The 14167-nt window shown below is 67.7% G+C and carries 14 protein-coding genes and 1 pseudogene; 8 read left to right on the top strand and 7 right to left on the bottom strand.

Translation table 11 applies throughout. From position 1 onward, the window contains the following. Positions 1-199 precede the first annotated feature (199 nt). The 5 genes from nadD to MSM1_RS01935 are packed head-to-tail and all read left to right on the top strand — an operon-like array spanning position 200 to position 3488. Positions 200-868 (top strand): nicotinate-nucleotide adenylyltransferase, encoded by a 669-nt coding sequence (gene nadD / locus MSM1_RS01955; protein WP_213439949.1) that lies wholly within the window; start codon positions 200-202, stop codon positions 866-868. Beyond that, the gene (gene rsfS, locus MSM1_RS01950) at positions 865-1233 is read left to right on the top strand and encodes a ribosome silencing factor (RefSeq protein WP_213439948.1); all 369 of its coding nucleotides are present in this window, start codon (positions 865-867) and stop codon (positions 1231-1233) included. Before nadD ends, rsfS begins: the two co-directional genes overlap by 4 nt. Continuing rightward, on the top strand, positions 1230-1919 hold the full coding sequence (gene gpgP, locus MSM1_RS01945; protein WP_213439947.1) for a glucosyl-3-phosphoglycerate phosphatase: 690 nt from the start codon (positions 1230-1232) through the stop codon (positions 1917-1919). The genes rsfS and gpgP overlap by 4 nt, the downstream gene beginning before the upstream one ends. Next, positions 1909-2652 (top strand): diglucosylglycerate octanoyltransferase, encoded by a 744-nt coding sequence (octT, locus tag MSM1_RS01940; RefSeq protein WP_213439946.1) that lies wholly within the window; start codon positions 1909-1911, stop codon positions 2650-2652. The genes gpgP and octT overlap by 11 nt, the downstream gene beginning before the upstream one ends. Positions 2653-2654: 2 nt before the next feature. Next, on the top strand, positions 2655-3488 hold the full coding sequence (locus tag MSM1_RS01935; protein ID WP_213439945.1) for a DegV family protein: 834 nt from the start codon (positions 2655-2657) through the stop codon (positions 3486-3488). A 62-nt stretch (positions 3489-3550) separates the two neighbouring features. Here MSM1_RS01935 and MSM1_RS01930 read toward each other — a convergent pair whose 3' ends face one another. The 6 genes and pseudogenes from MSM1_RS01930 to MSM1_RS01905 form a co-directional block, all read right to left on the bottom strand. Continuing rightward, positions 3551-6430, bottom strand: coding sequence for an RND family transporter (locus MSM1_RS01930; RefSeq protein ID WP_213439944.1), 2880 nt, complete (start codon positions 6428-6430; stop codon positions 3551-3553). Continuing rightward, the gene (locus tag MSM1_RS01925; protein WP_236055054.1) at positions 6427-6855 is read right to left on the bottom strand and encodes an MmpS family transport accessory protein; all 429 of its coding nucleotides are present in this window, start codon (positions 6853-6855) and stop codon (positions 6427-6429) included. The genes MSM1_RS01930 and MSM1_RS01925 overlap by 4 nt, the downstream gene beginning before the upstream one ends. A 244-nt stretch (positions 6856-7099) precedes the next feature. Further along, positions 7100-7305: pseudogene (locus MSM1_RS01920) on the bottom strand (dihydrodipicolinate reductase); the annotation flags it as partial. Positions 7306-7349: 44 nt separating this feature from the next. Then, a complete protein-coding gene (locus MSM1_RS01915; protein ID WP_213439943.1) occupies positions 7350-7772 on the bottom strand; it encodes a PPOX class F420-dependent oxidoreductase in 423 nt (140 codons plus the stop codon). A gap of 16 nt (positions 7773-7788) precedes the next feature. Next, the gene (locus MSM1_RS01910; protein ID WP_213439942.1) at positions 7789-8895 is read right to left on the bottom strand and encodes an acyl-CoA dehydrogenase family protein; all 1107 of its coding nucleotides are present in this window, start codon (positions 8893-8895) and stop codon (positions 7789-7791) included. Between the two features lie 8 nt (positions 8896-8903). Further along, a complete protein-coding gene (locus MSM1_RS01905; protein ID WP_213439941.1) occupies positions 8904-10064 on the bottom strand; it encodes an acyl-CoA dehydrogenase family protein in 1161 nt (386 codons plus the stop codon). Between the two features lie 205 nt (positions 10065-10269). Here MSM1_RS01905 and MSM1_RS01900 point away from each other — a divergent pair, with 205 nt between their 5' ends. From MSM1_RS01900 to holA, 3 genes are all read left to right on the top strand, one after another. Further along, positions 10270-11142 carry a ComEA family DNA-binding protein gene (locus MSM1_RS01900; protein ID WP_213439940.1) on the top strand — a complete coding sequence of 291 codons (873 nt, stop codon included), beginning with the start codon at positions 10270-10272 and terminating at the stop codon, positions 11140-11142. A 73-nt stretch (positions 11143-11215) separates the two neighbouring features. After that, positions 11216-12748: a ComEC/Rec2 family competence protein gene (locus MSM1_RS01895; RefSeq protein WP_213441276.1), complete on the top strand. Its 1533-nt coding sequence runs from the start codon at positions 11216-11218 to the stop codon at positions 12746-12748. Positions 12749-12767: 19 nt separating this feature from the next. Beyond that, positions 12768-13754, top strand: coding sequence for a DNA polymerase III subunit delta (gene holA, locus MSM1_RS01890; RefSeq protein ID WP_213439939.1), 987 nt, complete (start codon positions 12768-12770; stop codon positions 13752-13754). Between the two features lie 14 nt (positions 13755-13768). Here the strand turns inward: holA and rpsT are convergent, their stop codons facing one another. After that, entirely contained in the window at positions 13769-14038 is a 270-nt protein-coding gene (gene rpsT / locus MSM1_RS01885) for a 30S ribosomal protein S20 (protein WP_213439938.1), read from the bottom strand. Positions 14039-14167 lie beyond the last annotated feature (129 nt).

The following is a 14167-nucleotide window of genomic DNA, read 5'->3' as shown; positions in this document are numbered from 1 at the left end:
GGATGCACAGTTTGCCCACCTCCGAGCGACAGCGGACCCGCTCGGTCGGGCGCCGGCCGCGATAAATCGCTTGGAGGTGGGCAAGACGAACATTCCTTTCGCGGGACTCCTGGGGCAGCTGTGACAAGGACGATCGGTAGTCGATGCGCATTCCCCGTGGGCTCAGCCGTTCCGGGGTGTTCCAGTAAGCTGGCGTGTCGTGCAAAAGCGGCGGCGACTGGGCGTGATGGGCGGCACCTTCGACCCCATCCATAACGGTCACCTGTTCGCCGCCAGCGAAGTGGCCGACCTGTTCGACCTCGACGAAGTGGTGTTCGTGCCCACCGCGCAGCCCTGGCAGAAAGACCGCCAGGTGAGCGATGCCGAGGACCGCTACCTGATGACGGTGATCGCGACCGCGTCCAACCCCCGGTTCTCGGTAAGCCGTGTCGACATCGACCGCGGCGGACTCACTTACACTAAGGACACCTTGGGGGATCTGCGGGCGCTTCACCCGGGCTCCGAGCTGTACTTCATCACCGGCGCCGATGCGCTGGCCTCCATCTTGTCCTGGCACAACTGGGAGGAGTTGTTCGCGATGGCGCGTTTCGTGGGCGTGAGCCGACCCGGTTACGAGCTGGCGCGCGAGCACCTCTCCGACGTCCTCGCCAAGCTATCCGAGGACGCGCTGACCCTCGTCGAGATCCCGGCGCTGGCGATCTCATCGACCGACTGCCGCCGGCGCGCCGCGCAGTCCCGGCCGCTGTGGTACCTGCTGCCTGATGGGGTGGTGCAGTACATCGCCAAGCGCGGGCTTTATCGCGCACCCGGCGGCGACGAACCTCCGCGCCAATTGGCCACCCGCCGGGTCGGCGGGGACGACAGGTGACGGCCACCAAAGAGGCCATCGACATGGCGCGGGTGGCCGCCGGGGCGGCTGCCGCGAAGCTCGCCGAGGACATCGTCGTCATCGACGTGTCCGCGCAACTGGCCATCACGGACTGTTTTGTCATCGCCTCGGCCTCCAACGAGCGGCAGGTCAACGCCATCGTCGATGAGGTCGAGGAGAAGATGCGCCAAGCCGGCTATCACCCGGCTCGTCGCGAGGGCGCCCGCGGAGGCCGCTGGACCCTGCTGGACTACATCGACATCGTGGTGCACATCCAACACCGCGACGAACGCAACTACTATGCCCTAGACCGGCTTTGGCGTGACTGCCCGACGGTGGCGGTCGACCTGGAGAAGGCGCCATGAGGACACGGCGGCTGGTGCTGCTGCGCCACGGCCAAACCGTGTTCAACGCCGACACCCGGATGCAGGGCCAGCTGGACACCGAGCTGAGCGACCTCGGCCGCGCCCAAGCCGCCGTCGTTGCCGAGGTGCTGGGCAAGCGGCACCCCCTGCTGATCGTGTCATCGGATTTACGTCGCGCGTACGACACGGCGGTGGAGTTAGGGCAGCGCACCGGTCTGCCGGTGCGGGTCGACCGGCGGCTTCGCGAAACCCACCTCGGCGACTGGCAGGGCCTGACCCACGCCCAGGTCGACGCCATCGCACCCGGGGGGCGGCTGGCGTGGCGCGCCGACGCCTCTTGGGCACCGCCCGGCGGGGAAAGCCGGGTCGACGTTGCCGCGCGCAGCCTGCCACTTATTGCGGAACTGGTGTCCGGCGAGCCGGCATGGGGGGCGCCCGAGGATCCACACAGGCCGGTGGTGCTGGTCGCTCATGGTGGTCTGATCGCCGGCTTGGCCGCCGCGCTGCTGCGCCTGCCGGTGGCACACTGGCCGGCACTGGCCCGCATGGGCAACGCCAGCTGGACCCAGCTGAGCGGGCAGTCCGCCGATGACGCCGATGACAGCGACGACGGCGAGCTGGATCGCATCCGCTGGCGCCTGGACGTCTGGAACGCCTCGGCACAGGTCGGTGACGATGTCCGGTGAGTTATCTTCCCGGCCGGTGTTGCTGGTCTTCGCCGACTCGCTGGCCTACTACGGGCCCAGCGGCGGCCTGCCCGCTGACGACCCCCGTATCTGGCCCAACATTGTTGCTTCCCAACTAGATTGGGATCTAGAACTCATCGGGCGGATCGGCTGGACGTGTCGAGACGTGTGGTGGGCGGCCACCGAGGACCCGCGCGCGTGGGCGGCGCTGCCCCGGGCGGGTGCGGTGATCTTCGCGACCGGCGGGATGGATTCGCTGCCGTCGCCGCTGCCGACCGCGCTGCGCGAGCTCATCCGCTACCTCCGACCGCCCTGGCTGCGGCGCCGGGTCCGCACGGGCTACGGCTGGGCGCAGCGGCGCCTGTCTGCGGTGGCCAGGCCGGCGCTGCCGCCGCGCCTGACCGTCGAATATCTTGAACAGACCCGTAGCGCAATCGATTTCAACCGCCCCGGTATCGCGGTCGTGGCGACATTGCCGCCGGTGCACATCGCGGAAAGCTACGGCCGGGCGCACCCCGGCCGCGCCGCGACCGCGGCCGCCATCACCAAATGGGCACAACACCGCGATATCCCGCTGGTGGATTTGGCTGCCGCGGTCGGTGAGCACGTCCTGAGCGGTCGGGGTAACCCCGACGGCATCCACTGGAGCTTCGAAGCGCACCGGGCCGTCGCGGACCGCATGCTCAACGCGCTGGCCCGGGCCGGCGCCGCGCGAGAGCAGCCCCGCGGCTGATCATGTCCGTCGTGGTGGTCACCGACTCGGCATCGCGGTTACCGGCCGACACGCGTCAGCGGTGGGGAATTCGTGAGGTCCCGCTGCACATCCTGGTCGACGGCGCCGATCTGCGTGATGGTCTGGACCAGATTCCCGCCGACATTCATCGACACGCCCGGGCCAGCACCGCCGCGGCCACCCCGGCCGAGCTGTGCGCGGCCTACCGGCGGGCCCTGGCCGACAGCGGTGGTGACGGGGTAGTTGCAGTGCACATTTCGGCCGCGTTGTCGGGGACCGTCGGTGTCGCCCAGCAGACGGCAGCGGGCATTGGCCCGGGTGTGCGGGTTATCGACTCGAAGTCGGCCGCGATGGGCGCCGGTTTTGTCGCGCTGGCCGCCGCACGGGCGGCCGCGCAGGGCGCGGACCTGAACACCGTTGCGTCGGAGGCGGCCGCGGCGGTGCGGCGCACGCACGCCTACCTGGTCGTGCGGCACCTGGATAACCTGCGGCGCAGCGGGCGCATCGGCGGCGCGGCCGCCTGGCTCGGCACCGCGTTGGCGCTTAAACCATTGCTGTGCGTCGACGAGGGCAAACTTGTGCTGGCGCAACGCGTTCGCACCGCCAGTAAGGCGGTGGCGGCGATGATCGACCGGGTGTGTGACCTCGTCGGTGATAGCGCTGCCGCCGTCGCGGTGCACCACGTCGCCAGCCCGGACGCCGCGGGCGCGCTGGCGGCGGCGTTGGCCGAACGGTTACCGGCGTGCGCGCCGGCGATCGTGGCCGAGCTGGGCCCGGTGCTCGCCCTGCACGTCGGTGAGGGGGCCCTCGGCGTCTGCCTGCAGCTGCCGCGCTAGCTCACGCTTGCGCCCGCTCGCACCGCCGGAGCGCCGCGCCGCGCGTTGCCGGCTTCGAGGGCTCACCGCCGCGCCGGCACGGCCAGCGGCGCGGTGTCTTCGGTGAGCCGCTCACGGCGCCGCACGTTGTCGATACCGCGTGGGTGCACCACTTGCGGCCACCAGAACCAGCGTCCCAGCAGGGTGGCGATGGAGGGCATGAGCAAGGTGCGCACGACCAGCGTGTCGAGCAACAGACCGATGCAGACCGTGGAGCCGAACTGACCGATAACCCGCAGATCGCTGCCGAGCATGGCCGCCATGGTGAAGGCGAAGACCAGGCCCGCGGCCGTCACCACCCCGCCGGTGCCGCCCATCGACCGGATGGTTCCCGTTTTCAGCCCGGCGTGGATCTCCTCTTTGAACCGGGAGACCAGCAGCAGGTTGTAGTCGGATCCGACGGCCAGCAGGATGATGACGGACAGCGCCGCCACCACCCAGTGGACGTGGATGCCGAACAGGTCTTGCCAGATGAGCACGGACAGCCCGAAGGACGCCGCGATCGAGCTGGCCGCGGTGCCGACGATCACCACCGCGGCGACCAGGCTGCGGGTGAGCAGCAGCATGATCATGAAGATCAGCGTCAGCGAGGACACCACCGCGATCATCAGGTCATATTTCGCGCCGTCGTGCATGTCTTTGAACGTCGCGGCGGTACCGCCAAGATAGACCCGGGCATTTGACAGCGAGGATTGCTTCAGCCCCTCCTGGGCTGCCGTTCTTTCCGCGTCGACGCGCGAAATTCCCTCCGGGGTCATGGGATCACCCTGATGGGTGATGAAAAAGCGCGCTGACTTGCCGTCCGGCGACAAGAACATTTTCAGGCCGACCTGAAAGTCGTGGTTATCGAAGGCCTCCGGCGGCAGGTAGAAGAAGTCGTCGTTCTTCGAGGTGTCAAAACTCTGGCCCATGACGATCGCGGTGTTGTTCATGGCGTCCATCTGATTGATCATCGCCTGAAAGGTGCTGTGCATGGTCAGGGTCAACGCGCGGGTCGTTTTCATCGATTCGATCTGTGGCGGCAGCAGCGCAGCCATTTCGTGCGTGAGCACATCCATGATCGCCGTGTCTTTGGAGAGTTCGTGTAGCTTTTCGGCCAGCTTATCGATACCGTCCAGGGCATCGAAGATGGATCTGAACGACCAGCAAACGGGAATGTCGAAGCAGTGCTTCTCCCAGTAGAAGTAACTGCGAAGCGGCCGCCAAACATCGTCGAAATCCGCGATGTGGTCACGTAGCTCGTCGTTGATGGCCGTCATTTCTTCGGTGATACGGGCCATATCGTGAGTGTTGTCGGCCAGCTGCCGGGTAACGTTGTACAGCCGCTCCAGGTAGTTTATCGTAACCTGCTGCTCGTCTGCCATCTTCAGGATATCGGCCATGCGGTCTTTCAGAAAAGCCATATTCTGCATGGTCGTCTGAGCTTGCATGCTGTTCTGAAAGGGTATCGAACTATGCTGGATCGGAATCCCCAAGGGCCGGGTAATATCCTGCACCATAGCGATACCCCTGACGCGGATGACATTTTTAGCCACCCTGTCCAGGACGAGCATGTCGGCCGGATTGCGCATATCGTGGTCGGCCTCGACCATCAGCATGTCGGGGTTCATTCGGGCCTGGGAGAAATGCCGGTCCGCGGCCGCGTAGCCGAGATTTGCCGACGCCCTGGCGGGCAGGTAGTAGCGATCGTTGTAACTGGTCGTGTATCCGGGAAGGCCGAGCATGCCGATCAGCACGACCGCGGCACTGACGGCCAGGATCGGCGCCGGCCAACGCACCACCGCGGTGCCGACGCGGCGCCACAGCCGGCGTCGCGGGGCGCGTTTGGACTCGAAAAGACCGAAACGGCTGCCCACGAACACCACGGCCGGCCCCAGTGTGAGTCCGGCCGCCACCACCACCAGCATCCCTATCCCCGCCGGGGCGCCCATCGTGTGAAACCAGGGCAGCCGCGCAAAGCTGAGGCAATAGACCGCCCCGGCAATGGTCAGACCCGAGCCCAGGACCACCGGGGCGACCCCCCGAAACGTCGTGTAGTAGGCCTCTTCGGGATTTTCCCCGGCCTGACGCGCCTCTTGATAGCGGCCGATGAGGAATATCCCGTAATCGGTGCCGGCGGCGATCGCCAGCATCGTCAAGATATTGGCCGCAAACGTCGTGAGCCCGAACACGTCGTGATAGGCCAGCACCGCGACGACACCCCGCGAGGACGCCAACGCGATCCCGGTCATGAAAAGCTGCACCACGGTGGTGATGATCGAGCGGTACACCAGGAACAACATGATCGCGATCGCCGCGAGGGTGAACAGCGTGATCTTCGCCAGACTGGCGTTGCCGATCACGTGCATGTCATCCGACAGCGCGGCCGGGCCGGTGACGTAGGCGCGCACTCCCGGCGGCGCCGGGGTGTGCTCCACGACCTTGCGGACCGCCTCGACGGACTCGTTGGCTAACGTGGTGCCCTGGTTGCCGGCGAGGTTCAGCATGACGTAGGCGCCCTTGCCGTCGGTGCTCTGGACTCCCGCCGCCGTGAGCCGATCGCTCCAGAAGTCCTGGATGTGTTGGATATGTCGGGGATCCTGCCGCAGCCGGCGAATGATCTCGTCGTAGTAGCGGTGAGCGGCGTCGCCGAGGGGCTGCTGGCCTTCCAGGACGATCATGACCGTGCTGTTGGAGTCGAACTCCTTGAAATTGTGACCGAGGCGCATCATCGCCTGCATGGACGGCGCTTCCATCGGAGCCATCGGCGCCGAATGCGCCTCGCCCACGACCTCCAACGTCGGCACGACGGTATTCACCACGATGGTGAGGGCAATCCAGGACACGATGATGGGCACCGCGAACAGGCGGATAGTGTGCGCGATGACGGGCCGCTTGAGGTGCGCGCCGCTGCCGGTTGTCATGCGGCCTTCACCAGGCAGTAGGTCTGGGCATTGAGGCCGTCGGCGTGCTTTTCCTCCCGCAGGACACCGTCAACGGTGATCCGGCAGCCGATATGATCGCCGGTCCCCTGGGCCATGATGTTGGCGGCCACCGCGGGCAGGGTCGTCGATATCGTGTATGACCACGGCAGTGGCGCTGCGTTGACTTGGTTGGTGTTGGCTTCGGCGTCCCAGTAGTTGATGTTGGCGGTGCTGCCCGGGGAGCCGAACACCTCATAGGTCACAATTTTCGGGTTGAACTGGATGATCTCGATGCCGGAGCCCGCAGCGGCGTTGAGGTCCTGGGAGCCGAAGATCCGGTGCAGTCGCTCGACGACCAACCCGGAAAATGCCAGTACCACCGCCAAGACCAGCGGTATCCATGCCCGTTTGACCATCGTGGTCATTGAAATCGCTCTCACGTAACCGCCTTCCGATACGTGGTCGCCATTATTCGGCTGATAGGCCCTGGATTGATGTGCCTCGGCAGGATGGCGGGCCGAGAGTTCCGCGGGCCGGCCCGGATGCTGCCGGAAACCTCGCCTCCGCCGTCTGTCACGTCCGAGGGAACCTTTGTGCGACTAACGATCGTAGAGCATACGGAACGGGAGCGTTCATCGCGGTCGGGTCGAGGAGGTGAGCGGCGTACCATCACGGTGCTGCGCGGCCGACGACCGGCGGCAGGTCGGCCAGCGTCACGGTGCCGGGTTTGGCCGCCACCACCGCCGGGACGCGTTGGTGACCGGCATCGCGGTGCAGATTATGCCCAGACCCATGAATCCCGGCTCGGTCCAATCCTGCGGTGGCAGGCAGTGAATGACGGTACGCATGTCGGGAAGGCCGAACACCTGGACGAGTGAAGCGGCCGGTGTGCACAGGGGTCATGGAGTACTTCTCGGGGTCAGTCAGCGATATTGAATCCCGAAATGACTTTGGTCGGCCGGACCCGCACCACCAGCTCGCCGGGAACGGCGTTGCGACGGCCGAACTCCTCGGCGCGGTGGACACCCATGTATCGCCCGCCGATGCGGGTTGCGATCGCCAACAAATCCGCGGCGTCTTCAGTCGCAGTCGCAATTCCCTGGACCTGCACGAACGAGTACGGCGGATGCGGATCGTCGACGCAGATGGCCACGCGCGCATCCCGCACCAGCGCACGCCCTTTCGCGGTCTTGCGGCCGGTGTTGAACACCAGCTGACCGTGGTCGAGGATGAACCACACCGGAGTGACTAAGGGCCGGCCGTCGGATGCGAGAAATCCCAGCATCCCGGTGCGGGTGCCTGCCGACAGGAACTCGACGACCTCGTCGGATAGTTCAGCCATAAAGCGTGCTCCTGAATTACAGCCTGACAACGTCGTAATCGCCGAGGTGGTCGACCAGGACGCGCAACTGGTCATACGGGGCCCCAAGGCTGCGCTCGATCGCGGTGAGCCGGGCCGCGTAATGGCCGACCGGATACTCCGCGGTCATGCCGATGCCGCCGTGTAACTGGATCGCTTCCTGGGCGATGTGCCGTCCGGACCGGCAGATCTGCAGGTTGGCCCTCGCGGCGATCACCGGATCAAGATTGCCCTCGGCGATCGACATCGCGGCGTACAGGTTCATGCTGCGGGCCAGCTCCAGCGAAACGTACATGTCAGCGGCGCGCTGGGTCAGTGTCTGGAACTTGTTCAGTGTGACTCCGAACTGCTTGCGGGTCTTAAGATAATCGGTGGTGAGCCGCAGCGCTTCCGCCATCGCGCCGACCGCCTCGGCGCACAAGGCGGAGTGGGCGCGGATGATCGCGTCGCGGATGGCCCGTGATGCGGCGCCGCCGGTACCGAGTGGTTCGGCGGGGGAGTGGTCGAGGTCGATCTGGGCGGCGCGCCGACCGTCGAATGTCCGGTATCGGCGCCGGGCGACGGTGTCGGCATCGACCAGGAATAACCCGGTCCCGCCATCGGGCAACGCGGCGCTGACCACCAGCGTGTCAGCGGAGTCGCCAGCGAGCACGGGGTTCTTTCGCCCGCTCACAAGCCATGAACCTGCACGTTGAACCGCGGCGGTGGCGATATCAGCGGAGGCGGCCCGCATGCCGGGCTCGAGGTGGGCGAAAGCCAGCAGCCGCCGGCCCGCGGCGACGTCGTCGAGTAGCCGCCGTTGGGCGGCGGTCCCGTGCGCGGCGATGATCGCGCCGGGTCCCAGCGCGGCGTCCATGACGGGCTCGGGAGCCAGTCGCCGCCCGATCTCGATGAGCACCAGCATGATCTCGATCTGGCCGGCCTCGCCGGACTCGAAGCCCAGGCCGAGGATCCCGGTCTCGGCAAACCGGCGCCACACCTCGGGGCTCCAGCCGAGATCGGTGTCGATGATCGAGTTGCGGGTTTCGGGGCTATAGCTGCGCGACAGCACGTCCCGGGTGGTGTCCTGGAGCAGGATTTGCTCGTCGCTCAACTGAAAGTCCATGGCACACCTCACAATCCGAGAATCGTGGACGCGATGATGCTGCGCTGCACTTCGTTGCTGCCGCCATAGATCGAGGTCTTGCGGTAGTTCAGGTACTGCGGTCCGCTGCGCTGGGCCCACAGCGGTGACGCGATGTCCTCGCCGGCGCCGAACGGCAGCGCGTCCGGGCCGGCGAGCTCGACGAGCAGTTCGGTGGCGGCCTGCTGCAATTGGCTGCCGCGCAGCTTGAGCACCGACGAGGCGGGATTGGGTTTACCGTGCGCGGAACTCGACGCTACCCGCATTTGCGTGAGTTGCAGTGCCAGCAGCTCGTTTTCGACTTCCGCGAGCCGGGCGGCGAATAGCGGATCGTCGAGCATGCCGGATTCGGCCGCGTGCTGTTTCACCGCTGCGAGGCGCACCTGGGTCCGCCCCACTCCGGCAATGCCGGTGCGCTCGTTGCCGAGCAGGAACTTCGCGTAGGTCCAGCCGTGATTCTCCTCGCCGACCAGCTGGTCGGCGGGGACCCGGACGTCGGAGAAGAACACCTCGTTTACCTCGTGGCCGCCGTCGATCAGCTTGATTGGCCGCAGGGTGATGCCGGGTGTCGCCATATCGATCAGCAGAAATGAGATGCCGGCTTGTCGTTTGGGTGCCTGTGGGTCGGTGCGCACCAGGCAAAAGATCCAATCCGCGAACTGGCCCAATGTCGTCCACGTCTTTTGGCCGTTGACGATGTAGCTGTCGCCGTCGCGTACGGCGGTGGTGCGCAGCGATGCGAGATCAGAGCCGGCGTCGGGCTCGGAGAATCCTTGGCACCACCAGATGTCAAGGCTCGCGGTCGGCGGCAGGAACCGCTGTTTGATCTCCGGCGACCCGAATTCGGCGATCACCGGGCCAACCATCTTGGTGTTGAAGTTCAGCGGCTCGGGAACGCACGCCAGCTGCATTTCGTCAAGCCAGATTTGGTGCTGAGTGGGCGTCCAGCTCCTACCACCCCACTCTACGGGCCAACTCGGGACCGCCAGCCCGTGATCGTTCAGGATCTTCTGGCTGGTGATGATGTCATCTCGGCTGGGCGGCAGGCCCAGCCGCGTTCGCTCCCGGATATCCGCGGGGATCTTGGTGGTGTAAAAGGCGCGAAGCTCATCGCGGAAGGCGGCTTCCTCTGCTGTCAGAGCGAGTTGCATGCAGTCTCCTGTATGGGCGTGTATGGACGGCTATGGGCCTCGATGGGCTCTGTGGGCGCTGCCACCGCTTCTCTGTGGGCGCTGCCGCCTGGTTTGCACCTTAGGGTGCCGCCGATTTCTGCACAGCCTCGGGTTGGTTCACAACCCGGCGCTCGCGGGTTGCTCGAACGGCCGTCGCGGCGGCGGGCGCGCATATGGTTGGCCCATGCGACCAGAACTGCCCGTGGAGCGGCTGCACCGCCGGCTCGCCACCCACCCGGATGCCCTCGGCGCCCGCCCGGATGCCGAGATGGGTGCGAGCGCGGATCCGCCGGAGGAGACCGATGCGGACGATAGCCCCGACTCGTTGCTGCCGCGGTGGCTGCCCGAGGCCTCCTCGAGCCCGGGCTGGTTCGCGAAAGTCCGCGCCGATCCGGGCCGCGCGGGTGTCGTCGCCTTGGCGGGGATTGCCGCTATTGCGGTACTCGTCACCGTGCTCACGGTGATGCGTCAGCCGTCTGCACCGGTCGTGTCGGCCAAACTCCCTGCGGTAGAAGCGGTTTCCTCGGTTTCCCGCGGTCCGGCTGCCAGTCCGTCGGCCACGCCCGGCCAACCCGTGGTGGTCAGTGTGGTCGGCCTGGTGCACCGACCCGGGCTGGTCACCTTGGCGCCCGGCGCGCGCATCGCCGATGCGCTCGCCGCAGCCGGCGGCACGATCGACGGTGCCGACACCATCGGGCTGAACATGGCCCGCCAGCTCGGCGACGGTGAGCAGATCGTGGTGGGGCTCTCCCCAGCCCCCGGGCAGCCGAAAGTGCTGGGCAGCTCGGTAACCGGGGGGTCGGCCACCTCCGGGATCCCGCCCGCGTCAAGCCGGACGGCGAACTCGCCCGCTCCGAAGCCCGGCGAGGTGATCGACCTCAACACGGCCACCGTGCAGCAGCTGGACGCCCTGCCCGGCGTCGGGCCGGTCACCGCGGCCGCGATCGTGGCCTGGCGGGACGCCAACGGCAAGTTCACCAGCGTCGATCAGCTCGCCGACGTGGACGGCATCGGTCCCGGGCGTCTGGAAAAGCTGCGTCCCCACGTGCGTGTCTGAATCGCGCGCACCCCCTCACACCCCGCGCGTGCCCGACCTCGCCGGCGGCAATCCGGCACCCGAGCGCCTGGATGTGCGCCTGGTCCCGGCCGCGCTGACCGGCTGGACGGTCACCGCGGCCGGGATCGTGTGGCCGGTGGGCTGGGTGGTTGCGGTGCTGTGTGTTCTGCTGGCCGCAGCCGCGGGCGTGCTGCTGTGGCGCGCAGAGCGGTCGGCCTCGCGGATACGCGCCGTTGGCGCTGGCCTGCTGGGCATGGCAGCCGTAGGTGCGGGCTTTGGGGTCGCGATCGCGCTGCGCGCCGACGCGGTCGGTGATCACGCGATCGGCGCGGCGTTCGGAACCGTCGCCCGGGTAACGGTCACCCCGAGGGAAAACGCCGTCTCGGCGGGCGGCGGCCGGATCGTGTTCCCGGCGACGCTGCAGCGCGTCGGCACGCATCAAACATCCGGTCGGGTAGTGGTTTTCGCGGGCACACCGGGCTTCGGCGAGGTCATGGTGGGCCGGCCCGCGGAATTTCGCGCGCGGATAACCCGCCCGACCCGCCATGACCTGACGATCGCGGTGCTCAACGCCACGGGTGAGCCGAGGTTCGGCCGCGCCGGACCGGTGTCGCGGGCCGCGCACGCGGTCCGTGGCCGGTTTGCGGCCGCCGCCCGCGATGCGCTGCCGGCGGATCGGGCCGCGCTGCTGCCCGCCCTGGTCCTCGGTGACACCTCGACGGTCAGCGCCGCGACGCGCCGCGAATTCCGTACCGCGGGCCTGACGCACTTGACAGCGGTATCGGGGGCCAACGTCACGATCGTGTGTGGGGCGGCGTTGTTTTCGGCACGGTTGCTCGGACCGCGGGCGGCCGTGGGGCTGGCCGCAGCGGCCTTGATGGGCTTCGTCATCGTCGTGCAGCCGACGGCCAGCGTGCTGCGAGCCGCCGTCATGGGCGCCATCGCGCTGCTGGGGGTGGTGTCGTCGCGTCGCCGACAGGCGGTTCCGGCGCTGTCCGCCACGGTGTTGGCGTTGCTGGCCGTCGCGCCTCAGTTGGCCGTCGACGTGGGTTTCGCCTTGTCGGTGGTGGCGACGGCCGCGCTGGTCGTCATCGCTCCGATCTGGTCCCGGGGCATGGTGGCACGCGGCTGGCCCAAGCCCCTGGCCGATGCGTGGGGTATCGCGTGGGCAGCGCAAGTGGTGACCGCGCCGCTGATCGCCGGTATCTCGGGACGGCTTAGCCTGGTGGCCGCCGCCGCCAACCTGGTGACGGCGGCGGTGATCGCCCCGATCACGGTGTTGGGCAGTGCCGCGGCCGCGCTGTGCGCGTGGTGGCCTGCGGGCGCGCAGCTGTTGATCCGGTTCACCGGTCCCGAGCTGTGGTGGGTGTTACACGTCGCGCACTGGTCGGCCGGCGTGCCCGCTGCGAGCGTGCCCGTTCCCGCGGGCCTGCCCGGTGTCCTCCTGGTGGGCGCGGCCGCTGTGCTGACCGTGGCGCTGTGGCGGTGGCGGGGGTTTCGGGCGGCGATGGGCTGGGCCATCGTGGTGGCGCTGGCGTGCGCGTTGTCCTGGTCGCTGTCGGGGCTGCTGGCGCCGGCCCGCATCCCCGATTCGGCCGGTCGGTAGGCCGTGACACCATCGTGGGATGAGTCATGAGGTTTCGCCGCTGCACTTGGTCCTCGGGGAGGAGCCAGTGCTGGTGGAACGCGCGGTGACGGGCGTGGTGCGTTCCGCGCGACAGCACGCGGGTGCCGACGCTGTTCCGGTGAGCCGGGTGCGGGCCGGCGAGGTGGATGCCTACGAGCTTGCCGAGCTGTTGAGCGGGTCACTGTTTGCCGACGAGCGGGTCGTCGTGCTGGAGGCAGCCGAGGAGGCGGGTAAGGACGCGGCAAAGTTGATCGTCTCGGCGGCCGCGGACATTCCGGCTGGCACCGTGCTGGTGGTGCTGCACTCGGGCAGCGGGCGCGCCAAGGCGCTGGCCGACGAGTTGCGCGCGCTCGGGGCCCAGGTGCATCTGTGTGCGCGGATCAGCAAGGTCGGTGAGCGCGCGGACTTTGTCCGCAGGGAGTTCCGGTCGCTGGGCGTCGCCGTCGACGCGGACACGGTGACGGCCCTGCTGGACGCGGTCGGCTCCGACGTGCGTGAACTCGCCTCCGCCTGCTCACAATTGGTCGCTGACACCGCCGGCCACGTCGACGTGACGGCGGTGCGCCGCTATCACAGCGGCAAGGCCGAGGTCAAAGGGTTCGATATCGCCGACAAGGCGGTGGCCGGCGACGTCGAGGGGGCCACGGAGGCGTTGCGGTGGGCGATGATGCGCGGCGAACCGCGCGTCGTTCTGGCCGACGCGCTGGCCGAGGCGGTGCACGCCATCGGCCGGGTGGGTCCGCTGTCGGGTGATCCCCACCGGTTGGCGGCCGAGCTCGGGATGCCGTCCTGGCGGGTGCAGAAAGCCCAAAGACAGGCTCGGCGCTGGTCTCGCGACTCGGTGGCGACCGCGATGAGAGTGGTAGCCACGCTCAACGCCGATGTCAAGGGGGCGGCCGCGGACGCCGATTACGCGCTGGAGGCCGCTGTCCGAAAAGTTGCCGAGTTGGCGGCCGGGCACCGAGGGGGCGGCGGGGGGCGGTAGCCGCTCAGAGCTTGCTAGACGCCCGCGAGCTTGTTAAACGCGCGCGCCAGCGCCGACTTCTTGTTCGCCGCCTGGTTTTTGTGGATCACACCCTTGCTGGCCGCCTTGTCGAGCTTGCGGCTGGCCGCCCTCAGCAGCTCCGCGGCCTTGTCTTTCTCGCCGGCGCCGGCGGCTTCCCGGAACTTACGGATGGCCGTCCGAACCGAGGACTTCACCGACTTGTTGCGCAGTCGCCGGCGCTCGTTAGTACGGTTGCGCTTGATCTGCGACTTGACGTTGGCCACGCGTTAGCTTCCTTCGTCGATCCGGCGTTCGCTTTGGCTGTGTACCGGGCGGTCGGTCCGCCGGTTGCCCGGGGTCCGAAACGGGCAGCGACTGCCCAGGTTAGCAGCACGTTACGTTTTCTCTCAAAG

The organism is Mycobacterium sp. SM1 (assembly GCF_018361265.1).
GTDB lineage: Bacteria > Actinomycetota > Actinomycetes > Mycobacteriales > Mycobacteriaceae > Mycobacterium.
The sequence above is the reverse complement of the archived record's forward strand: the minus strand, read 5'-3'. Positions and strand labels throughout refer to the sequence as shown.

Excerpts from the sequence above, each read along its gene's own strand:
- MSM1_RS01925 (WP_236055054.1), bottom strand. The coding sequence starts at position 6,855 with ATGACCACGATGGTCAAACGGGCATGGATACCGCTGGTCTTGGCGGTG.
- MSM1_RS01910 (WP_213439942.1), bottom strand. The coding sequence starts at position 8,895 with ATGGACTTTCAGTTGAGCGACGAGCAAATCCTGCTCCAGGACACCACC.
- MSM1_RS01935 (WP_213439945.1), top strand. The coding sequence starts at position 2,655 with ATGTCCGTCGTGGTGGTCACCGACTCGGCATCGCGGTTACCGGCCGAC.
- gpgP (WP_213439947.1), top strand. The coding sequence starts at position 1,230 with ATGAGGACACGGCGGCTGGTGCTGCTGCGCCACGGCCAAACCGTGTTC.
- MSM1_RS01900 (WP_213439940.1), top strand. The coding sequence starts at position 10,270 with ATGCGACCAGAACTGCCCGTGGAGCGGCTGCACCGCCGGCTCGCCACC.
- MSM1_RS01915 (WP_213439943.1), bottom strand. The coding sequence starts at position 7,772 with ATGGCTGAACTATCCGACGAGGTCGTCGAGTTCCTGTCGGCAGGCACC.
- MSM1_RS01930 (WP_213439944.1), bottom strand. The coding sequence starts at position 6,430 with ATGACAACCGGCAGCGGCGCGCACCTCAAGCGGCCCGTCATCGCGCAC.
- holA (WP_213439939.1), top strand. The coding sequence starts at position 12,768 with ATGAGTCATGAGGTTTCGCCGCTGCACTTGGTCCTCGGGGAGGAGCCA.
- octT (WP_213439946.1), top strand. The coding sequence starts at position 1,909 with ATGTCCGGTGAGTTATCTTCCCGGCCGGTGTTGCTGGTCTTCGCCGAC.
- MSM1_RS01905 (WP_213439941.1), bottom strand. The coding sequence starts at position 10,064 with ATGCAACTCGCTCTGACAGCAGAGGAAGCCGCCTTCCGCGATGAGCTT.